Genomic DNA, 21133 nt, shown 5'->3' on the forward strand with positions numbered 1-21133 from the left:
TAGCGGCGCGACACGCGGTTTCCCCCTGAAATCCGGCGGTTTGTCGAATTTTATCAGGCGTTTGGGGGCCACTATCCCATATTCGAACGCTTACGTTGACCTTTCGGTTTACAAAAAGTGCCCCAATCTTTCAATTATTTGTCTTTGCAGTTTCCGTAACGGCCTCTTGCCCGACAAATTCGGGCTCGCCCTGACATAAATCTACCGACCGGTCGGTTTATAATCGCTCGCACTTCCACTTCATGACGGATCGCAAGCGATGGCTGTTTCCTCTGGACATTCGGTGAACCCGGGCGCGCTGGCGCCGTCGGCCGTCGTCGGCGTGATCGGCGCCGGCGCGATGGGCGCGGGCATTGCGCAGGTTGCGGCGGCGGCCGGCCATACGGTGCTGCTGTACGACCTGAACGAAGCAGCCTGCGACAAGGCGCTGGCCGGCATCCGCGCGCAGTTCGCGCGGCTCGCGGAGAAAGGCCGGCTCGAACCGGCACAGGCCGACGCAGCCGGCAACCGGATCCGCGCGGTGCGCGCGCTGGCCGACTTCGCGGGCGCCGCGCTGATCGTCGAGGCGGCGGCCGAGCGGCTCGACGTGAAGCGCGAGATCTTCGCGACCCTCGAACGCCATGTCGACGACGCATGCATGCTGACGACCAACACGTCGTCGATCTCGATCACGTCGATCGCGGCCGGGCTGCGCGTGCCGCAGCGCGTCGCCGGCCTGCATTTCTTCAACCCGGCGCCGCTGATGGCGCTCGTCGAGGTGGTCAGCGGGCTCGCGACCGCGCCTGATGTCGCGCAGGTGCTCTATGCGACTGCCGCCGCGTGGGGCAAGAAACCCGTGATGGCGAAATCGACGCCGGGCTTCATCGTGAACCGCGTCGCGCGTCCGTATTACGCGGAGGCGCTGCGCGTGCTGAACGAGCAGGGCGGTGCGCCGGCGTCGATCGACGCGGTGATGCGCGAGGCCGGCGGTTTCCGGATGGGGCCGTTCGAGCTGATGGACCTGATCGGTCAGGACGTGAATTTCGCGGTGACCGAGTCGGTGTTCCGCGCGTACTTCAACGACCCGCGCTACACGCCGTCGCTGATCCAGCAGGAACTCGTGAACGCGGGCTTCCTCGGGCGCAAGTCGGGGCGCGGCTTCTATTCGTATACGGACGGCGCGACGCCGCCCGCGCCCGATCTCGAACCGCCGCGCGACGCGCCGTCCGACGTCGCGCTGTATGCGCAGGACGGCCCGGCCGCCGCGCTGCACGCGCGCTTCGCCGAACGCATCGCGCTCGCCCGGCAGGCCGGCGCGCATCCGGACGACCTGCTCGCGACGGCCGGCCGCGCATCGATCGCGCTGACCGACGGCCGCACGGCAACCGCGCGCGCCGCGCAAACGGGCGTGGCCGATCTCGTGCTCGTCGACCTCGCGCGCGATTACGCGCAGGCCGGGCTCGTCGCGCTGACGCGCGCGCTCCAGTGCGGCGATGCGGCCTATGCGGACGCGGTCGGCCTGTTCCAGCAGGCGGGCTTTCGCGTCGTCGGCGTCGCGGACGTGCCGGGGATGGTCGCGATGCGCACCGTCGCGATGCTCGCGAACGAGGCGGCCGACACGGTGAACCAGGGCGTGTGCTCGCCCGCCGATCTCGATCTCGCGATGGAGAAGGGCGTGAACTACCCGTGCGGCCCGCTCGCGTGGGCCGATGCGATCGGCATCGGCCGCGTGCATCGCGTGCTGTCGAACCTGGCGGCGAGCTACGGCGAGGACCGCTATCGCGTGTCGCCGCGCATCGCCGCGCTGCATGCGGCCGGCCGCACGTTCCGGTCGTAGCCGCCGGCCCCGTTACTTCGATCACGATAACGACATCACTCCATTGGAGGAGCACCCCGATGACTCACCCGACGCATCCCGCCGCCACTCTCGAGCCGATCGAGACCGCCAGCCGCGACGAACTGCAGGCGCTGCAGCTCGAGCGCCTCAAGTGGTCGCTGCGCCACGCGTACGACAACGTCCCGCACTATCGCCGCACGTTCGATGCGGCGGGCGTGCACCCGGACGATCTCACGACGCTCGCCGATCTCGCCCGATTCCCGTTCTCGACGAAGAACGACCTGCGCGACAACTATCCGTTCGGGCTCTTCGCGGTGCCGCGCGAGCAGGTCGTGCGCGTGCACGCGTCGAGCGGCACGACGGGCAAGCCGACCGTGGTCGGCTACACGGCGCGCGACATCGACACGTGGGCGAACGTGACCGCGCGCTCGATCCGCGCGGCCGGCGGCCGCCCGGGCGACACGCTGCACAACGCGTTCGGCTACGGGCTCTTCACGGGTGGCCTCGGGATTCACTATGGCGCGGAGCGGCTCGGCTGCATGGTCGTGCCGATGTCGGGCGGGCAGACCGAGAAGCAGGTGCAACTGATCCGCGATTTCGAGCCGAAGATCATTCTGGTCACGCCGTCGTACATGCTGAACCTGATCGACGAGATGGTGCGGCAGGGGATGGACCCGGCCGAGTCGTCGCTGAAGATCGGCATCTTCGGCGCCGAGCCGTGGACGCAGGCGTTGCGCGAGGAAGTCGAGACGCGCGTGGGCATCGACGCGCTCGACATCTACGGGTTGTCGGAAGTGATGGGCCCCGGTGTCGCGTGCGAATGCGTCGAGACGAAGGACGGCCCCGTGATCTGGGAAGACCATTTCTATCCGGAGATCATCGATCCCGTCACGGGTGAAGTGCTGCCGGACGGCAGCCCGGGCGAGCTCGTGTTCACGTCGCTGACCAAGGAGGCGATGCCGGTGATCCGCTACCGCACGCGCGACCTCACCGCGCTGCTGCCGCCGACCGCGCGCGCGATGCGCCGTCTCGCGAAGATCACGGGCCGCTCCGACGACATGCTGATCGTGCGCGGCGTGAACGTGTTCCCGAGCCAGATCGAGGAGATCGTCGTCGCGCTGCCGCAGCTGTCGGGCCAGTTTCAGATCACGCTGTCGCGCGACGGCCACATGGACCGGCTCGACCTCGCGGTCGAGCTGCGCTCCGAGGCTGCCGCGTCCGTCACCGAAAGCGATCGCGCGGCGCTCGCTCGCGAGCTGCAGCACCGGATCAAGACGCTGGTCGGCGTGTCGTCCGGCGTGACGGTGCTCGGGCCCGGCGGCATTCCCGCGACCGCGACCGGCAAGGCCCGGCGCGTGATCGACCGCCGCCAGGCTGCCTGATTCCGATGTTGGCTGTTTTATTCGAGGAAACCTGTTCGATGGATGGATTGAAGACCCTGGCCGTTGCGGTCGATGCGCGCGGTATCGCGACCGTCGCGCTGCAGCGCGGCGACGTGCTCAACGCATTCGACGAGACGATGATCGCCGAGCTGACCGATGCGTTCACGGCGCTCGGCCGGCGCGACGACGTGCGGGCAATCGTGCTGCGCTCGGACGGACGTGCATTCTGCGCGGGCGCCGACTTGCAGTGGATGCAGCGCGCCAGCGCGAACGACGCGGCTGCGAACCTGCGCGACGCCGAACGGTTCGCCGCGATGATGCGCGCGATCCGGCAGTGTCCGAAGCCGACGGTGGCGCGTGTGCAGGGCCACGCGTTCGGTGGCGGCGTCGGCCTGTGCGCGGCCTGCGACATCGTGATCGCGAGCGAGCACGCGCGTTTTTCGGTCAGCGAGGCGCGCTTCGGGATCCTGCCGTCCGTGATCGGCCCGTATCTGGTCGAGGCGGTCGGCCAGCGCCAGGCGCGCCGGCTCGCGCTGACCGCGACGCAGCTCGCCGCCGGCGAAGCCGTCGCGATCGGCCTGATCCACCAGGCCGTGCCGCTCGACGCGCTCGACGAAGCGCTCGGCCGGACGCTCGCCGAGCTGGGCCGCAACGGCCCGAACGCGCTGATGGAGATCAAGCGCTTTTTCGACGGGATCGGCGAGTATCCGCCGTCGGACGAGCGCGCGGCGTTCACCGCACAGACGATCTCCCGCGTGCGGGCGACGCCGGAAGCGAAGGAAGGCTTCGCCGCGTTCTTCGCGAAGCGGCCGCCGGCGTGGGAGGCGGGCGCCGAGTAAGGGCAAACGACGAGACCAACGACGACCTTCGACGGCGAAGCGGGCCCGGCCGCATTTTGCGTTTCGCGCGCGGGCGCTTGCTCTACAATGCGTGACCTCCGGCGCGCTGCCGGCCCAGCCCCGACCGATTCTTCGCCCGATGATCGTCAACCGCCTTATCTCCGAGATCCTGTTCGGCTTCACCGGCCTGATCGGCATCATCAATCCGATCGGCATTGCGTTCCTGTTTCTCGAGCGGACCGAGGCGCTCACCGAGCACGAGCGGGACCTGCTTGCGAGGAAGGTCGCGTTCAACGCGTTCATCGTGCTGCTGGTCGCGTTCTTCGTCGGCACGCCCGTGCTGCATTTCTTCGGGATCTCGATGGAGGCGCTGCGGATCGGCGGCGGCTTCGCGGTCGCGGTGGCGGGCTGGCAGATGCTGAACGAGCCCGACGTGCCGGGCGGCGGCGACACGCCGGTCAAGCCGATCGACGCGAACGCGATCATGACGCGCGCGTTCTTCCCGCTGACCGTGCCGCTGACGGTCGGCCCCGGCTCGATCTCGACCGCGATCGCGCTGAACGCGAACCGCACGCACAAGCTGTCGGAGTTCATGCTGTCGAGCATCGTGTCGATCGCCGTCTCCGTGCTGGTCGCGGTCGTGATCTGGCAGACCTACAGCCGCGCCGCGCTGCTGTCGCGCTACCTCGGCACCGAAGGCACCAAGGTGGCGATGCGCGTGTCGGCGTTCCTGCTGCTGTGCATCGGCGTGCAGATCATGCTGACCGGCTTCTCCGCGTTCCTGCAGCCGATCGCCGACCAGATCAAGTAAGCGGCCCGCCGTTCGTCGCGCTTGCTTTCGTCGAACGAACCGAAATAGCCGATTCCCGCGTTGTTCACGAACACGTCGATGCGGCCGAAGCGCGCGAGCGCGGCCTGCGCCGCCGCGGCGATCCTTCCGAATGGCAGATTGTGCGCGCCGATGCGCACGGCGTGCCGGCGCGCGCGGCCATACGCGTTTGCGCCGCGCGGGATAACATGCGACGTCCGGCGGATGCGCAGCGCACCGTTCGCGCCTGGCGCGCCGAACGGCGGCGTGCATCCGGCCGCAAGCTCAACTTCAATGACGAGGCGTGCGATGGAATACGTGAAATTCGGGTCGACCGGGCTGGAGGTGTCGAAGCTGGTGCTGGGTTGCATGACGTTCGGCGAGCCGTCGCGCGGCACGCACCCGTGGACGCTGCCGGAAGCGGAGAGCCGCCCGATCATCCAGCGGGCGGTCGAAGCCGGCATCAACTTCTTCGATACCGCGAACATGTATTCGGACGGCACGTCGGAGGAGATCGTCGGCCGCGCGCTGCGCGATTTCACGATGCGTGACGACGTCGTGATCGCCACCAAGGTGTTCTACCGGATGCGGCCGGGGCCGAACGGCGCCGGCCTGTCGCGCAAGGCGATCATGACCGACATCGACCAGAGCCTGAAGCGGCTCGGCACCGATTACGTCGACCTCTACCAGATTCACCGCTGGGATTATGGTACGCCGATCGAGGAGACGCTCGAGGCGCTGCACGACGTCGTGAAGGCCGGCAAGGCGCGTTATATCGGCGCATCGTCGATGTTCGCGTGGCAGTTCGCGAAGGCGCTGTACACGTCGAAGCAGAACGGCTGGACCCGTTTCGTCAGCATGCAGGACCACCTGAACCTGCTGTATCGCGAGGAGGAGCGGGAAATGCTGCCGCTGTGCGAAGCCGAGGGCATCGCGGTGATTCCGTGGAGCCCGCTCGCGCGCGGCCGCCTGACGCGCAGCTGGGACGCATCGTCGGAACGGCAGCAGAAGGACGACGTCGGCCAGCGGCTGTACGACGCGACGGCCGATGCCGACAAGGCGGTCGTCGAGGCTGTCGCGGCGATCGCCGCCGCGCGCAACGTGCCGCGGGCGCAGGTCGCGCTCGCGTGGGTTGCGCAAAAGCGCGGCGTCACCGCGCCGATCGTCGGCATCTCGAAGCCGCATCAACTGGACGATGCGCTCGGCGCGCTCCAGCTGACGCTGACGGACGAGGAAATCGCCACGCTCGAAGGCCCGTACGTGCCGCACGCGGTCGCCGGGTTCAACTGAGCGCGGCATCGCCGGGCGGCGCCGCGCGCCGCACTCAGCGCGCGGCGGCGAGCATCGGGTAGGTGAACAGGCCGAAGTGGACGACGTTCAGCCCCGCATGCGCGAGCGCGGACGCGAGCAGTCCGCCGCGCCGCCACGCGAGGCCGTAGCCGACGCCGGCCACCGTGCCGAGCACGATCCATTGCCAGCCGCCGGCCGCGTGCGCGGCGCCGAACAGCGCTGCGCCGATTGCCAGTGCGGCCCACGGGCCCCATGCGAACGCGCGGAGCGCGCGCGTCAGCCCGCCTTGCACGTAGCCGCGGAACAGCGCCTCCTCGGCGAGCGTCACGAGCAGCAGGTTGTTCACGAGCCACAGCCAGCCCGACGGCGGCCATTTGGGCGCCCAGCCGACCATCCCGAACACGAGCGCGCCGGCCAGGCACGCGGCGGCCGTCGCGACGGCCGCCACCGCGCCGGTGCGCAGCGCGCGCGACAGTGCGACGTCGGGGGCGACCCACGGCAGCGCCCACAACAGCCACAGGCCGACCAGCGGCTTGTCGAAATTCAGGTACATCGTGAACGGCACGGCGTCCGGCGTGAAGCGCGTCGGGGCGATCACGCGCGGATTGTGGAAGCCGGGAATCAGGTGCAGGCTCAGTGCGATCGCGAGTGCGGCAAAGACGGTGTGCGCGGTGATTCGCACCGCGAGCGGGCGCTCGGGCAGCACGCCCCAGGCGGCCGCGGCCAGCAGCGCGAGCGGCGCCAGCGTGACCGGCGCGAGCTGGCCGAACGCCAGTGCGCCTGCATAGCCGAGCGCGGCGAGGCCGACGCTCAGGCCGTGCAGCGGGCGATGCCACGCGAATGCGGCGGCCGCGAACAGGGCGAGCCAGATCGTGGCGCACGGAAGGAGCGAAAGGGACATGACAGGAGGGGATGGGTCGGACGATACGCCGCGCATCATACAGCAGCCGTCCTGGCGCGCCGCTCCGGGGCCGGCTGAGGCCGGTAGTGGCGGGCCGACCGTCAGCGGCCGGCGGTTTCGGTGACGCCGTCGCGGCCCGGGATGTCGACGCTGTTGCGCATGCGCATCCGCCGCCGGTACCAGAACGTCCACGTCAGCAGGCAGCCGAACACGGTATAGCCGATGATCGGCGACACGACCAGCACGCGCTCGACCGGCCAGGTGATGACCATCCAGCACCGCAGCAGCATTTCCAGCGTCATGAAGGCGCCCCAGACGAAGGTCATCCGCCGGAGCATCTGCCGCAGCCCCGGCTGCACGTCCCAGACCGATTCGAAGTGCGCGGCGCCGCCGTCCATCTCGCGGGCCACGGTGGCGCGAGCGAGATAGAAGATCAGCGGGCGTTCGCGGAACAGCGACAGCAGGAACACGACGCCGATCGTGCCCGACGCGAGCGATTCGCGCATCAGCAGCGTGCGCGGGCTGCCGCCGAGCGCCATCCCGATGATCGACAGCGCGATGCCGAGCAGCACGACGGCCGCCACCGCGTCGACGCGGCGCGAGCGGACGAATTCGACGATCGACCAGACGATGGGCGGAACCGCCGACGCGTACAGCGCGCCGGTTTCGCCGAAATACGGATGTGCGACCCGGTAGGCAACCCAGGGCAGCAGCAGGTTGACGAACAGCTCGAGAATCAGTCCGGCTCGCGGTTTCACGGTGCGCAATTCCACGCAGGTTGGGGCGAACGCGCGACGGGCGTGGTTGCCCCGCGTTGCCCCGAAAAGGGTTCGGTCCAGTATATCGAAGAATCGCGCGGGGTTGCGGCGTCGCATCGGCGGCCGGCCGCCGGCGCGTTCGTCACGCATTCGCCGCCGCCGGCAGCGTGATCGTGACCGCGGTGCCTTGCGGCACGACGCTATGCACGTGGATGTCGCCCGTGCACGGGCGACGCTTGACGGAGGCAAGCAGCACGCGGCCGCGGCACGAATCGTTGCCGCGGCCGCGTGCGCCGTCAGGAGACGACGGGCCGGACGATGATCTTCACGTTGCGGTCCTTGTGGTTGACCAGTTCCTCGAAGCCGTGCGCGACGATGTCGCCGAGCGCGATGCGTCCGGTGATGAGCGGCTGCACGTCGATGCGACCGTCCGCGATGAAGCGGATCACGTCCGCGAATTCGCCGTTGTACGCGAGCGAGCCGATCACTTCCTTCTCGGTCGACACGATGTCGAAGAAGTTGAACGGCGTGGGTTCCTCGAAGATGCCGACCATCACCGACTTGCCGGCCTTGCGGATCACGTCGATCGCGAGCTTCGCGGTGGTCGTGTGCCCGATGCACTCGAACGACACGTCGGCGCCGTAGCCGCCGGTCAGCGCCTTGACTTCCGCGATCGCGTCGGACGTCTTCGGATCGATGACGACGCTCGCGCCGACCTCCAGCGCCTTCTGCTTGCGCGCGGCCGACATCTCCAGCGCGATCACGCGCCCGGCGCCCGCGGCCTTCGCGCACATGATCGTGCACAGGCCGATCGTGCCCGCGCCGACCACGACGACGGTCTGCCCGACGATGTTGCCGGCCTTCTTCACCGCGTGCAGCCCGACCGCGAGCGGCTCGATCAGTGCGCCGGCCTCGGTCGGGAAGTGGTCGGGCAGCTTGTACAGCAGTTCGGCCGGCACGTTCACGTATTCGGCGAACGCGCCGTTGTTCATCAGCCCGGTGAACGCGAGGTTCTCGCAGATGTTGTACAGCCCGTGCTTGCAATACCAGCAGGTGCCGCAATGCTGGCATGCGTCGGCCGTCACGCGGTCGCCGACCGCGAATCCCGTCACGTCCGCGCCGAGTTCGGCGATCTCGCCGCTGAATTCGTGGCCGAGGATGCACTGGCCCTTCAGGCCCGTCAGCGGATGCGGCGCATCGACCGGGATGAACACGGGCCCCGCGACGTATTCGTGCAGGTCGGAGCCGCAGATCCCGCACCAGTGCACGCGAATCGTGACCCAGCCTGCCGGCGGGCGCGCCGGAACGGGAACCTCTTCGACGCGGATGTCGTGGCGGCCGCGCCAGACGGCGGCCTTCATGCTGGGGGCGGTGGTCGGTGCCGGTGTACTCACGTTGCTGTCTCCGTCAGGTTGTCGTCGGGCGGGAGGCGTGGCTGCCGGTGCGCCCGTCGCGCGATTGCGCGATCGACCGATATGCAGGAACGGGGCCAGCGCGAATCGATGCGGTACGCGGCGATCGGACAGGGTGCTCGGTGTGCGATGCACCATTGCGATATCCATTGACAGATGGTGATGCACTGGGAGTCGCGCGTGGTTTTTGCTGCGATTGCGAAGTTGCGGACCGGGTGAGACGTTGGGACGTTCGTCTCAGTGCAATGAGACGAATCGCGAGACGAACGGCGACGGCCGGCGCGGTTCATCGCGCGCTCGGGCGACGACTTCGTCCACCGCGACCGGTGCGCGCGACGTGAATCCGGCCCATTGCAGCGATCGGCGAAACGGATCGTTGCGCACGTTACCCCTTTACTTGAAGTGAACTTCAATTTGTATCATGTGCGCCAGTCCGATCGCGGCCGCATGAAACATCCCGTTGCACGCGGCGGCCTCAACGGAGGTGGAGATGACCGAATCGCCTGTCGCGGCCGATGCCGCCGCGCTGCCGTCACGCAGTTACCGGGCCGCCGTCGCGAACGTCGTGCTGGCGAGCATCGTGTCGGCGTTGCACGTCGGCAAGGCGACGATCGCATTGCCGTCGCTCCAGCACGAGTTCGGCGGCTCGCTCGCATCGCTGAGCGGGATCATGTCGGTGTTTCCGTTCGTCGGCGTGTTCGGCGGGATCGCGGCCGGCCTGCTGGTGCGCCGCTGGGGCGACCGGCTGCTGCTGATGACGGGGCTCGTCATCCTCGGCCTGTCGAGTGTCGCCGGTGCGTGGGCAGGCAGTTTCGCGCTGCTGCTGGCCACGCGCTTCGCCGAAGGGCTCGGTTTCGTGATCGTGGTCGTCGCTGCGCCGGCCGTGCTGAATCGCGTGACGCCGCCCGAGCGGCGCAATCTCGTATTCGGCCTGTGGAGCACGTTCATGCCGGCCGGCATGGCGCTGTCGATGCTCGTCGGGCCGCTGCTCGGCGGCTGGCGCAACGGCTGGCTCGCGGCCGCGGCGCTGACGCTCGTCGCGGCGGCTGCGGTGCCCGTCACGACATCCGCCGATGCTCCGTCGCGGCAGGCCGCCGCGCCGCGCATCGGGCCCGCGCTGCGCGACGTGCTCGCGTCGCGCTCGACCACGCTGCTCGCGCTGGGCTTCGCGACCTACAACGTGCAGTTCTTCGCGGTGATGACGTTCCTGCCGGTCTTCCTGATGCAGCGTCTCGGCGTCGCGGTCGGCGCGGCGGGGCTGATCAGCGCGGCGATCGTCGCCGCGTGCGTGATCGGCAACCTGACCGCCGGCTGGCTGCTGTCGCGCGGCGCGCGGCCGGGGATCGTGATGGCCGCGACGTCGGTGGCGATCGGCGTGGCCGGCGCAGGGCTCTTCAGCGCGGCCACGCCCGCGCCGCTCGCGGTCGCGCTGGGTTTCGCGTTCTCGGCGATCGCGGGGATGCTGCCCGCGACGATCCTTGCTTGCGCGCCGGGCTCCGCTCCGTCGCCGTCGCTGGCGCCGCTCAGCATCGGCTGGGTCGTGCAGGGCAACTACCTTGGGCAAGTGATCGGGCCGCTGACGATCGGCGCGATCGTCGGCGCGTTCGGCTGGTCGGGCGGCATCGGGCTGATGCTCGCGGCCGCTGTCGCCGGCGCGGCGATCGGCCTGTTGCTGCTGCGCGAACCGATGGGCCGGCGCTGAGCGCGGCGCCGGTGCCGTTCAACCTGCACGGAAGTCCGTCAAGCATGCTCAACACCATGGACAGCCTGATCTGCGAAGAAGACGTGTCGTCCGACGCGCCGGCATTGGGCGAATACGAAGCGATGCCGCCGCGCGTTGGCGGCATCACGCATCCGCGCGTGACGATCGGCCGCGCGCCGGTTTCGGAACACGCCGCGGCCGCGGTCTCGCCGTTGCGCCCGCAACTGTTCGTCACGGTGCTGGAGGCTGGCGACGACGGCCTGCTGATTCGATGGGTCGAGAGCGGCCGTTGCCATTACGGCGAGCAACGCTGGCGTTTGCGCGTCGCGTTGCAGCCGGGCCGCTGCGCGATCTCGGGGCGGCCGATCGAGCCGGGCGAGCCGGTGTTCCGGCCGGTGCGGCGGCCCCTGCCCGCCAACGGCGACGAGATGATCTGCCCGGCGTCGGTGCCGTGCGCGGCCGGCGCGACGCGGGCGGACGTCGCGCCCGAGGACGACGATGCACGGAATCCGGCCGACGTTCTCGACTGAACATCGGCCGGCCGCGCACGGCACTACTTCTTCAGATCGTTCCGGTACTGGATGAACCCTGCGTTGTTCGCGAGCTTGTCGTACAGCGCGCGCGCGGTCGTGTTGGTTTCGTGCGTGAGCCAGTACACGCGGCTCGCGCCGGCTTCACGGGCACGTTCGTACACGGCCTCGATCAGCGCGCCGCCCGCGCCTTGCCCGCGTGCGTCGGGTGAGGTGTACAGGTCCTGCAGGTAGCAGTACGGCCCTTCGGTCCAGCACGAGCGGTGGTAGATCGAATGCACGATCCCGACCAGCGCGCCCGACGCGTCGAATGCGCCGAGCACGAACATCGGTTCGGCGGGATCCATCAGGCGGGCCCACGTCGTCGCGAACACCGCGTCGCTCAGCGCGGTGTCGTAGAACTTCTGGTAACCCTGCCACAGCGGGCGCCAAGCGGCTTCATCGGTGGCGACGAGCGCGCGCACCGTGACGCGCGTCGCGTCGTTCGCGCGGCTGGCCGCGTCGCGCGCACTCGCGTGCGCGTGGCGGATCGCGGTGAGCGACTGGCGCTGCTCGCCCTGCGCGTCGAAGTTCTCGGGCGCGAGCCAGGCGTCGAACGCGGCGCGCACGGCCGGCCATTCGCCGTCGATGATCGAGAACCACGCGGTGTCGCGATTGCGGCCCCGGTAGATGATCGCCTGCCGGAACGTGCCTTCGTAGCGGAAGCCGAGCCGTGCGGCCGCCTTGCGCGACGGCGCGTTCAGGTCGTCGCACTTCCATTCGTAGCGCCGGTAGCCGAGCGTGTCGAACGCGTACTTCATCAGCAGGTACTGCGCTTCGGTCGACACGGGCGTGCGCTTGAGCAGCGGCGAGAACGTGACGGAGCCGACCTCGATCACGCCGTTGGCCGGATCGATGCGCATCAGCGCGAGCGTGCCGACCGCGCGACCCGTCGCGCGGTCGATCACCGTGTAGTGCAGCGGATCGGCGCTCGCCGCCGCACCGCGTGCGTAGTCGCGGTAGCTCGACTCGTCGGTGTACGGGCCGTGCGCGAGATAGGTCCAGTCGCTGCCGTCGGGCGCTTGGGCGTAGGCGGCGTACAGGTCGGACGCGTGGCGCTCGGCGTCGAGCGGTTCGAGCCGGCAGTAGCGGCCTTCAAGCACGATGCGCTCCGGGCGCGGGCGCGCGGACCAGTCGGGAACGGGGTGGCCGATGGGCTGTTGGAAGGCGTTGGTGAGCGTGGACAAGGTCGATCTCGCTTCGGTTGGCGGCCGGCGACATGCCGGCATGCAGACGATCGTAGTCCTGGCGAGGTACCATGAGAAGCGCCAGAGTTAGACAAATTTATGGTGCCACGATCCGCACGCCAGCCGTGCGCCACTAACCGTGCGTCACGTTCCGACACTTTCACGCTGCGATGCTCCGATGACGACTGTCTTTCCTGCCGGCGACGCGCCGTTGCTGCCGCTCGATGCGCCGCTGGCGCGCGCGCCGGGCGCGCCTTCGCTGCAGCGCCAGTTGCTGCGCCGCGTCCGCGACGCGATCCTTGGTGGCGCGATGCCGGCCGGCACGCGGCTGCCCGGCACGCGCGCGCTGGCCGAGACGCTCGGCGTGTCGCGCAACACGACGGCCGCCGTCTACGAGCAGCTGGTCGCCGAAGGCTTCCTGCAGTCCGACCGCCGCGGTACGCGCGTCGTCGGGCTGTCGCGGCCGGCGCCACCGCGCCGGCGTGCCGCGCCGCCGGCAGTCGCGCAGCGGCTCGGCCGGATTCGCCCGAGCCTCGTCGGCACCGGCGAATCGGAGGGTTTTCGGCCGGGCGTGCCCGCGCTGTCGCATTTCCCGGTGGACGCGTGGCGGCACGCGATCGACCGCGCGCTGCGCCGCGCCGGCCGCGACCTGCTCGCGTATGGCGATCCGCTCGGCGAGCGCACGTTGCGCGAATCGATCGCGCGCCACCTGGCAGTGACGCGCGGCGTGCGCTGCGATCCCGAGCAGATCGTGATCACGGAAGGCGCACAGGGCGCGATCTCGCTGTGCGCGCAGTTGCTGACGAACCCGGGTGATACGGTGTGGGTCGAGGAGCCCGGCTATCGCGGCGCGCGCACCGCGATGCAGGCGGCCGACCTCGACGTCGTGCCGATGCCGGTCGACGCAGAAGGGTTGCGCGCGGAAGAGGGCGACTGGCGCGAGCGGCCGCCGCGCCTCGTCTATACGACGCCGTCGAACCAGTTCCCGACCGGCGCCGTGCTGTCGATCTCGCGCCGGCTCGCGCTGATCGACGCCGCGCGCCGGCATCGCGCATGGATCATCGAGGACGACTACGACAGCGAATTCCGTCACACCGGCGAGCCGATCGGCGCGATGCACGGGCTCGCGCCCGATTCGCCCGTCGTGTATCTCGGCTCGTTCAGCAAGACGATGTTTCCGGCGCTGCGGATCGGCTTTCTCGTGCTGCCCGAGGCGCTGCTGGCCGCCGTGCGGACGGTACTGCCGGAGATGCTGCGCGGCGGGACGCGCCATGTGCAGCTCGCGCTGGCCGATTTCATCGAGACGGGCGAATACGGCCGGCATCTCGGGCGGATGCGCCGGCTGTATCGCGACCGGCGGCGTTTGCTGCTCGCGGCGCTCGACGCCAGCCTGAGCGTGCCGCACCAGGTCGAGGGTGGGCCGTGCGGATTGCATCTCGCGCTGCGGCTGCCGGCGCGCTACCGCGACCGCGCGATCGTCGACGCGGCGCGCGCGCGCGGCATCGGGCCGTTCCCGCTGTCGGGGTTTTCGATCGATGCGGCATCGGCGGCCAACGGGCTCGTGCTCGGCTTCGGCAATACATCGGCCGATGCGTTCGAGCCGATGTTGCGGACGGTATCGGCGATTGCGCAGCGGGTCGGCGGGAAGTGAACGGTCGCCGGACTTGTGCGGATTGACGAACCGCGCTCTTTGTTCGAAACGAACGCCGTCGCGGCTCCGCAGCCGCGACACCCCCTGGCGTACGGGTTTCGATTCGTAGGTTCCGACGGGCCGCGTGGACTATAAATGGATGGGTGTACCGGTGCTTGTCGGGCGCCTGCGCGTCTCGCGCATGTCGGCGCCGCGACTGCCGGGGGAGGTGCACCTTGGTTCGCCAGACGCTTGCTCGCGCCGTGCTTCGCACCGCGTTGATCGGGGGGGTATTTGCCGGATTTTTGCCGTCGCCGGCCGTCATTGCGGCGACGCTCGCGCCGCCCGCTGCACCACCCGCCATGAAGGAAAGGCCACATGCCGCGCCTTACGCGATGCCGGTCGACTTTCCGGCGATCGTCGACCGCTACGGCCCGGCGGTCGTGACCATCATGACCGCCGGGCCCGACCAGCAGGCCGGCGGCCCGTCCCTTGCGATCCTCGATCCCGACGATCCGCTCGCCGCGTTCTTCCGGCGTGGCGCGCCGTCGCCCGCGCAGGGCCCGCAGGCGCCGGCGCCCGATACGTCGCCGCGCGCGGTGTCGGGCAGCGGCTCGGGCTTCATTGTCAGCGCCGACGGCCTGATCCTCACGTCCGCGCATGTGGTCGACGATGCGACCGACGTGACGGTGCGGCTCACCGATCGCCGCGAATTCAAGGCGACGGTGCTGGTCGTCGATCCGCAAAGCGACGTCGCCGTGCTGCGAATCGACGGAAAGAAACTGCCGTTCGTGCGCGTCGGCGATTCGTCGAAGGTACGCGCGGGCGAACCGGTGATGACGATCGGCGCGCCGGACGGATCGGGCAATACGGTCACGGCCGGCATCGTCAGCGCGACGTCGCACCGGCTGCCGGACGGCAGCGCGTTTCCGTTCTTCGAGACCGACATCGCGCCGAATCCCGACAACTCCGGCGGCCCCGTGTTCAATCGCGCGGGCGACGTGATCGGCATTGCGGTGCAGGTCTATACGGGCGCCGACCGCTACGCGAGCATGACGTTCGCGATCCCGATCGCGTTCGCGGCAAAGGTGCGCGCGCAGCTACAGACGCAGATGCAGGCTCAGGCTCAGGCTCAGGCTCAGGCGCAGGCGCAGGCGCAGGCTCAAGCTCAAGCTCAAGCTCAAGCTCAAGCTCAAGCTCAAGCGCAGGGTGCGCCGTCCGGCAACGCGTTCGGTGTCGACGTGCAGGACGTCGGCGCCGGGCTGGCCGCGGCGTTCGGGCTGCCGCGTCCGGCGGGCGCGCTCGTCAACGGCGTCGCGCCCGGCTCGCCGGCCGCCGTGGCCGGCCTGAAGCCCGGCGACGTGATCGTGAAGCTGGGCGACAAGGCGATCGGCCGCTCGGCTGAACTGAACGACCTGGCCGCCGCGCTGTCGCCCGGCGAGAAGGCGTCGCTGCGGGTGATCCGCAATCGCGCGCCGGTGATGCTGACGATCACGGGCGCCGCCGACGAGGCGGCCGGCAACGCCGGCGCGGCGGCAGGCATGGCCGCGCCGAAGGTCGCTGTCCGGCCAAGGCCAAGGCCAGGGCCGGGGCCGGGGGCGGGCGACGGCGGCGACCGGCTCGGGCTGACGATGCACGCGCTGAGCGACGACGAGCGCCGCTCGACGGGGCTCGCGGTCGGGATGATGGTGGACGCAGTGCACGGCCCGGCAGCGCGCGCGGGCATTCAGCCGGGCGATGTCGTGCTGGAGCTCAACGACACGCTGCTCGAGACGCCGGACGACGTGCAGTCGCTCGAAGCGAACGGCGGCAGCGTGATCGCCGTGCTGATCCAGCGCAACAACGCGCGGAAGTTCGTGTCGGTGCGCGCGCGTTAGGGCGTTGACGCGGGCGGCGGCAGGCGGCGATCACGTCGGTCTATCCGGTGTCGATGGCGACGATCCGCGACACCGGCGGCGGCGCGCGCGCGGCGAGCCGGATCGGCTATGCGGCGATGGCGGCCGCGTTCGCGCCGATGCTCGGCCCGACGCTCGGCGGCGTGCTCGATCAGACGGTGGGCTGGCGCGCAAGCTTCTGGTTGCTCGGCGCAGCCGGCATCGCGCTGTTCGGCTGGTGCGCGTTCGATCTCGTCGAAACGCACACGAACCGGTCGTCGAGCCTCGGGCGGCAGCTTCGCGCGTATCCGGCGCTGCTCCGCGCGCGCCGCTTCTGGGCCTACGCGCTTTGCATGGCGTTTTCGACGGGCTCGTTCTACGCGTTCCTGGCCGGCGCGCCGCTCGCCGCGAAAACGGTGTTCGGCATCGCGCCGGCGGAGATCGGCTTCTACATGGGAACGATCACGGCCGGTTTCGTGTGCGGCAGCTTTCTGGCTGCGCGTTACGCGCGCCGCTACGCGCTGGCCACGACGATCCTGTGCGGGCGGGTCGTCGCGTGCGCGGGGCCGCTGATCGGCCTCGCGCTGAGGTTCGGCGGCGCGACGCATGCGATCGCGTGGTTCGGGCCGGGCGTGCTGGTCGGCATCGGCAACGGGCTGACCCATCCCGGCGCGCATGCCGGCGCAGTGTCGGTGCGGCCGGAACTGGCGGGCAGCGCGTCGGGGCTGGCCGGCGCGATGGCGATCGCCGGCGGCGCCGCGCTTTCGTCGCTGACGGGCGCGGTGCTGACCGCCGGCAACGCGGGCTATGCGCCGCTCGCGATGACGTTGCTGTCGGCTGCGATCGCGCTGGCGGCCGCCGTCTGCGTGCGGGTGCTTGATGCGCGGGATGCCGGGCGGTGAACGCGGGTGCGACCCGCTACCGTGTCGTGTGCGATTGGCGGACAATCCGTTGAATGCCGGGAGACGACGGACCATCCGCGAGCCGTATTCCCCGACAAACGCGAAGGGCGAATGGGCGAGGACGCGATGAACGACTTTTCTGATTTCCAGCGGGAAATTGCCGATGCCGCGAGGGCGACATTCAGGGCGTTGCGGGCGTTGCATCCGGACGAACATTTCTACGCGTTCGCGCTTTATACGGACAGCGGCGCGATGACGGTGGTGCCGGCGGCCAATTCGGTCGAAGGGCTGAGCCGGATCCGCGCGCAACAGGCGATCGCAGACGACGATCGGGCCCCGTGGTGTGCGTGGGGTTTTTCCGAATGGGCATATGCAGCGGCGGAAGCGTCGCCGTTCAACGAGATCTGCGGCAAGCTGGCCGATGAAGTGCTGAGCCCACAGTTTGTCCGGTCGAGATTCGCGGAATTTTCCCGGCAACTTCACGCCGACATGATCGAGGCGTTGCGGCTGCTCGATCGCGACGGCCTGTTCGGCACGGGCGAAGCAAGGGCGGCCATCACGCTGTTCGTGTCGATCAGCGACGACGATGCGGCCGAGGCGCTGGAAAACGACTCGGCGAAAGCGCTGAATCCGCCGGCCGTCGTCGAAGCCTTCCTGCACCGCTACGACTGACCGGAAGCGGCTGCGGCCACCGCACGGGCGGCCGCCCTGCCTGCTTCGTTACGGCTTCGCGCCCACCACGAACTCGAACGTCGCGACGCCGTCGACGCCGCCCGTCACGCGGTCGCCCGGCTGCAGCGCGCCGACGCCGGCTGGCGTGCCGGTGAAGATCAGGTCGCCGGCCTTCAGCTCGACCGAGCGCGACACATACGCGATGACGTCGGGCACGGCCCAGATCATGTCGGCCAGATCGCCTTGCTGGCGCGTTTCGCCGTTGACCGCGAGCCAGATGCGGCCCGTCGCCGGGTGGCCGGTGGCCGTCGCCGCGCGCAGCGCGGTCACCGGGCCCGACGCGTCGAAGCCCTTCGCCCAGTCCCACGGACGGCTCAGCTTCTTCGCTTCGGCCTGCAGGTCGCGGCGCGTGAGGTCGACGCCGACGCCGTAGCCCCACACGTGCGACAGCGCGTCGGCCGGGTCGATCGACCGGCCGTCCTTGCCGATCGCGACGACCAGCTCGATTTCATGATGGAGATCGTTCGTCAGCGGCGGATAGGGGACGGTGCCGCTTGCCGGGACGATCGCATCGGCCGGCTTCGTGAAGAAGAACGGCGGCTCGCGGTCGGGATCGGCGCCCATTTCGCGTGCGTGGTCGGCGTAGTTGCGGCCGACGCAGAATACGCGGCGCACCGGAAAGCGCGCGGACGACTGTTCGACTTCGACGGAAGGACGCTCGGCAGCGTCGATGACATAGGCGGACATCGGATGGCCTCGTTCGGTAGATAGACGGATGCCGGCGCCCGTGCGGCGCACGGGCCGGCATGCGTGCAACGATACCCGACGCGCGTGCGGCCGGATGCGACGCAATTGCGTTTTACCGGGACAAAACTACGCGTCGGCGGCCGCCGGCGCATCGTCGCCGTCCGGCAACGCGGCGTTCGCGTCGCGGTAGGCCTTCGGCGACACGCCGACCCGCGCGCGGAAGCGCCGCGCGAAATACCCTTCGTCGCGAAAGCCGACCGAGCGCGCGATGTCCGCGATGCGCCGGCTCGTATGGGCCAGCAGCGATTGCGCGAGCGCGATCCGGCGCTCGGTCACGAGATCGGTGAACGTGCTGCCGGTTTCCTTGCGGACCAGGTGCGCGAGGTAGTTGGGCGACAGGAACGCGGCCTCGGCGGTCGCGGCGAGCGTCAGGTCCTCGCGGGTCAGGTTCGCGCGCACGTGCCGCAGCACGCGCGCGAGCGCGTCGCGCCGGCCCGCGCGCTGGGCGCCGCGCTGCGCGAGCTTGTCGAGCGCGCCCGCGTACTGCGTGCAGACGAGCCCGATCAGTTGCAGCAGGTAGCCGCGCAGCAACGTGGTCGAGCCGAAGGTGCGCACGCGATCGGTGTCGAGCATGCACAGCGCGAGGCGGCGCGCTTCGTCGTACGTGTCGCCGGTCAGGATGAAGTCGAGATGCTCCTGGAAGCGGAACGGCGTCAGCTCGGGAAAGCGGTGCGCGGGCACGTCCTCGAGATCGAGCGGGTCGACGTCGAGATCGGCGCGCAGGAACGCCTGGCTGAAGTTGATCACGATGAAGTGCGCGCCTTCCGGATGCGGGATCAGGTGCTCGCGGTGCGGCAGCACGAACGCGAGCGCGCCGCGCGGAAACGGCCGCGTGACGCCGCCGATCCGCTGCTCCGTATCGCCGCCGAGATTGAACTGGATCTGGAAATACGCGTGCCGGTGCGGCTCGGTGATCGCCTGGCGCGACGCTTGGTCGCGGATGTAGAAATCGAGCCGGTCGCTGCGTTCGGGCATCCCGTACAGGCGCGGCGGGGCGATGGAGGGCATGAAGGATTGTGCGGTTCGTGACGCGGTGGAGCCGCGATGGTACAGCGAACCGCGCGAGGCCGGAATGTGTGGCGGCGGCGCGCGGTGGCGATCAAGCGTCCGGATGGAAGCCGAGATAGCGGGCGTGCGGGTCAGTAACGCTACCGGCAAGCCGGCTCGACGCGTCGACCGATGCAAGCGCATCCGTTGTCGCCGCGCGGTTCGATACCAGCGTCCAGGCGATGGCGTCGCCGGCGGCAACCGTCGACGTCGTGAGCAGATCCGTCAAGGCGGCGAGCAGCGCGGGCGCGGGTGGCGCATGAATCACGAACCCTTCATTGGCCACGGCCGCCGTGTCGATCCCCAGGACCGCGCACAGCCGCGCGCGCAGCGGCGTCTCGGCTTCGCTCGCCGCTCGAGAGCGCGCGATGTTCTCGCGCGTGACCGCGTCGACGATCGCGCCGCCGCGGATGAGCGGCGCCTGCTGCCACGCGTCGGACGGGCATTGCTTGTCGCCGGGCGTCAGCGGCACGAACGGATTGATCTCGGCCGGGTAGATCCGGCACACGAGCGGGCGTTCATCGTAGATCCTGCAGCGCAGGTCGTCTTGCAGGTTCGGGCATGGCCCGGCGTGGGAGGCGGTGAGCACCACCGTGATGCGCACGGGCAGCGAGCCACTGAGCGCGGGTGTCGAACGGGCGCGCTTGTATGCGGCGAACGCGTTGTCGGGCTCGGGTTCGACGAGCCATGGCATCGCGTCGCACAGGAGCTCCACGTGACCGCCGCGCCGCAGCCACGCGATCGCCTCGCCGATCGTCAGTGGAATGCGCAGGTCGCGGCAGCATCCGCCGCAGCCGGTGCAGGCGAAGTCGATGTCGGCGGGGGTAGCAGCGGCGGTATCGTTCATTTGTAGTGTGCTGGGGTATCGGGCGTGCCGCGAAGCATCGCGACGCCGCCGGCGGTTTCGTTCAACGGACGAGCAGCGGCGCGACCCGGCGGCGCAGCTCGGGCACGACTTCGGCGTCGAACCACGGATGATGCTTGAACCACGCCTGGTTGCGCGGCGACGGATGCGGCAGCGGCAGCACGTCGGGGCCGTAGTCGCGCCACGCGTGCACGGTGTCGGTCAGCGTCGGCTTGCGCGTGTCGCGCAGGAAATGCCGCTGCGCATACTGGCCGATCAGCAGCGTCAGCCGGATCGACGGCAACTCGGCGATCAGCCGGTCGATCCACAGTTGCGCGCATTCGGGGCGCGGCGGATTGTCGCCGCTCGCGCCGCGGCCCGGGTAGCAGAAACCCATCGGCACGATCGCGAAGCGCGTCTCGTCGTAAAAGGTATCGGCGTCGACGTCGAGCCAGTCGCGCAGCCGCTTGCCGCTCGCGTCGTCCCACGGGATACCGCTCGCATGGACGCGCGCGCCGGGCGCCTGCCCGACGATCAGGATGCGCGCGTCGCGATGGGCGCGCACGACGGGGCGCGGGCCGAGCGGCAGATCGGCTTCGCATGCACGGCACGCGCGGATTTCGGTGAGCAGCACGTCGAGCGGCGCGCGCGTTCGTTTCGGCATCGATTCGGATCGGGGACGGAGTGGCCAGG

19 protein-coding genes and 1 pseudogene are annotated in these 21133 nt (G+C 69.8%); 11 read left to right on the plus strand and 9 right to left on the minus strand.

Annotated elements, in window-relative coordinates; all coding sequences use genetic code 11:
- Positions 1–259: 259 nt before the first annotated feature.
- The 5 genes from CUJ89_RS22865 (at position 260) to CUJ89_RS22890 (ending at position 6135) form a co-directional block, all read left to right on the plus strand.
- Entirely contained in the window at positions 260–1816 is a 1557-nt protein-coding gene (locus tag CUJ89_RS22865) for a 3-hydroxyacyl-CoA dehydrogenase (protein WP_114179697.1), read from the plus strand.
- A gap of 59 nt (positions 1817–1875) precedes the next feature.
- The gene (gene paaK / locus CUJ89_RS22870) at positions 1876–3198 is read left to right on the plus strand and encodes a phenylacetate--CoA ligase PaaK (RefSeq protein WP_114179698.1); all 1323 of its coding nucleotides are present in this window, start codon (positions 1876–1878) and stop codon (positions 3196–3198) included.
- Positions 3199–3236: 38 nt separating this feature from the next.
- Entirely contained in the window at positions 3237–4037 is an 801-nt protein-coding gene (locus CUJ89_RS22875; RefSeq protein WP_114179699.1) for an enoyl-CoA hydratase-related protein, read from the plus strand.
- 139 nt (positions 4038–4176) lie between these two features.
- Positions 4177–4848: a MarC family protein gene (locus CUJ89_RS22880; protein ID WP_114179700.1), complete on the plus strand. Its 672-nt coding sequence runs from the start codon at positions 4177–4179 to the stop codon at positions 4846–4848.
- 306 nt (positions 4849–5154) lie between these two features.
- Entirely contained in the window at positions 5155–6135 is a 981-nt protein-coding gene (locus CUJ89_RS22890) for an aldo/keto reductase (RefSeq protein WP_114179701.1), read from the plus strand.
- A 34-nt stretch (positions 6136–6169) separates the two neighbouring features.
- Here CUJ89_RS22890 and CUJ89_RS22895 read toward each other — a convergent pair whose 3' ends face one another.
- From CUJ89_RS22895 to CUJ89_RS22910, 4 genes are all read right to left on the minus strand, one after another.
- Positions 6170–7036 carry a CPBP family intramembrane glutamic endopeptidase gene (locus tag CUJ89_RS22895; RefSeq protein ID WP_114179702.1) on the minus strand — a complete coding sequence of 289 codons (867 nt, stop codon included), beginning with the start codon at positions 7034–7036 and terminating at the stop codon, positions 6170–6172.
- A 101-nt stretch (positions 7037–7137) separates the two neighbouring features.
- Entirely contained in the window at positions 7138–7794 is a 657-nt protein-coding gene (locus CUJ89_RS22900; protein WP_114181513.1) for a VC0807 family protein, read from the minus strand.
- Positions 7795–7936: 142 nt separating this feature from the next.
- Positions 7937–8050, minus strand: coding sequence for a HAMP domain-containing histidine kinase (locus CUJ89_RS38045; protein WP_114179703.1), 114 nt, complete (start codon positions 8048–8050; stop codon positions 7937–7939).
- A 40-nt stretch (positions 8051–8090) separates the two neighbouring features.
- Positions 8091–9155 carry a 2,3-butanediol dehydrogenase gene (locus CUJ89_RS22910; protein ID WP_114179704.1) on the minus strand — a complete coding sequence of 355 codons (1065 nt, stop codon included), beginning with the start codon at positions 9153–9155 and terminating at the stop codon, positions 8091–8093.
- A 541-nt stretch (positions 9156–9696) separates the two neighbouring features.
- On the opposite strand from CUJ89_RS22910, the gene CUJ89_RS22920 reads away from it, so the two are divergent.
- A complete protein-coding gene (locus tag CUJ89_RS22920; protein ID WP_114179705.1) occupies positions 9697–10908 on the plus strand; it encodes a CynX/NimT family MFS transporter in 1212 nt (403 codons plus the stop codon).
- 44 nt (positions 10909–10952) lie between these two features.
- Positions 10953–11438 (plus strand): DUF3331 domain-containing protein, encoded by a 486-nt coding sequence (locus CUJ89_RS22925; protein WP_114179706.1) that lies wholly within the window; start codon positions 10953–10955, stop codon positions 11436–11438.
- A 23-nt stretch (positions 11439–11461) separates the two neighbouring features.
- Here CUJ89_RS22925 and CUJ89_RS22930 read toward each other — a convergent pair whose 3' ends face one another.
- Entirely contained in the window at positions 11462–12664 is a 1203-nt protein-coding gene (locus CUJ89_RS22930) for a GNAT family N-acetyltransferase (RefSeq protein WP_114179707.1), read from the minus strand.
- A 178-nt stretch (positions 12665–12842) separates the two neighbouring features.
- Between CUJ89_RS22930 and CUJ89_RS22935 the strand changes: the two genes are divergently transcribed.
- From CUJ89_RS22935 to CUJ89_RS22950, 4 genes and pseudogenes are all read left to right on the plus strand, one after another.
- Entirely contained in the window at positions 12843–14315 is a 1473-nt protein-coding gene (locus CUJ89_RS22935) for a PLP-dependent aminotransferase family protein (RefSeq protein ID WP_114179708.1), read from the plus strand.
- Positions 14316–14530: 215 nt separating this feature from the next.
- Complete coding sequence (locus tag CUJ89_RS22940) at positions 14531–16171, plus strand: trypsin-like peptidase domain-containing protein (protein WP_114179709.1); 1641 nt, start codon at positions 14531–14533, stop codon at positions 16169–16171.
- Positions 16172–16191: 20 nt separating this feature from the next.
- Positions 16192–17070, plus strand: a pseudogene (locus tag CUJ89_RS22945) (MFS transporter); the annotation flags it as partial.
- A 126-nt stretch (positions 17071–17196) separates the two neighbouring features.
- Positions 17197–17742, plus strand: coding sequence for a DUF4303 domain-containing protein (locus CUJ89_RS22950; RefSeq protein WP_114181514.1), 546 nt, complete (start codon positions 17197–17199; stop codon positions 17740–17742).
- Between the two features lie 48 nt (positions 17743–17790).
- Here the strand turns inward: CUJ89_RS22950 and CUJ89_RS22955 are convergent, their stop codons facing one another.
- The 4 genes from CUJ89_RS22955 to CUJ89_RS22970 form a co-directional block, all read right to left on the minus strand.
- On the minus strand, positions 17791–18489 hold the full coding sequence (locus CUJ89_RS22955; protein ID WP_114179710.1) for a fumarylacetoacetate hydrolase family protein: 699 nt from the start codon (positions 18487–18489) through the stop codon (positions 17791–17793).
- Positions 18490–18615: 126 nt separating this feature from the next.
- Complete coding sequence (locus CUJ89_RS22960) at positions 18616–19557, minus strand: helix-turn-helix transcriptional regulator (protein WP_114179711.1); 942 nt, start codon at positions 19555–19557, stop codon at positions 18616–18618.
- 91 nt (positions 19558–19648) lie between these two features.
- Complete coding sequence (locus CUJ89_RS22965) at positions 19649–20443, minus strand: YkgJ family cysteine cluster protein (RefSeq protein ID WP_114179712.1); 795 nt, start codon at positions 20441–20443, stop codon at positions 19649–19651.
- Positions 20444–20504: 61 nt separating this feature from the next.
- Positions 20505–21104, minus strand: a complete 600-nt coding sequence (locus CUJ89_RS22970) for a uracil-DNA glycosylase family protein (RefSeq protein ID WP_114179713.1) — start codon at positions 21102–21104, stop codon at positions 20505–20507.
- Between the last annotated feature and the right edge of the window lie 29 nt (positions 21105–21133).

Origin of the sequence: Burkholderia pyrrocinia, assembly GCF_003330765.1 — a bacterium.
Lineage (GTDB): Bacteria > Pseudomonadota > Gammaproteobacteria > Burkholderiales > Burkholderiaceae > Burkholderia > Burkholderia pyrrocinia_B.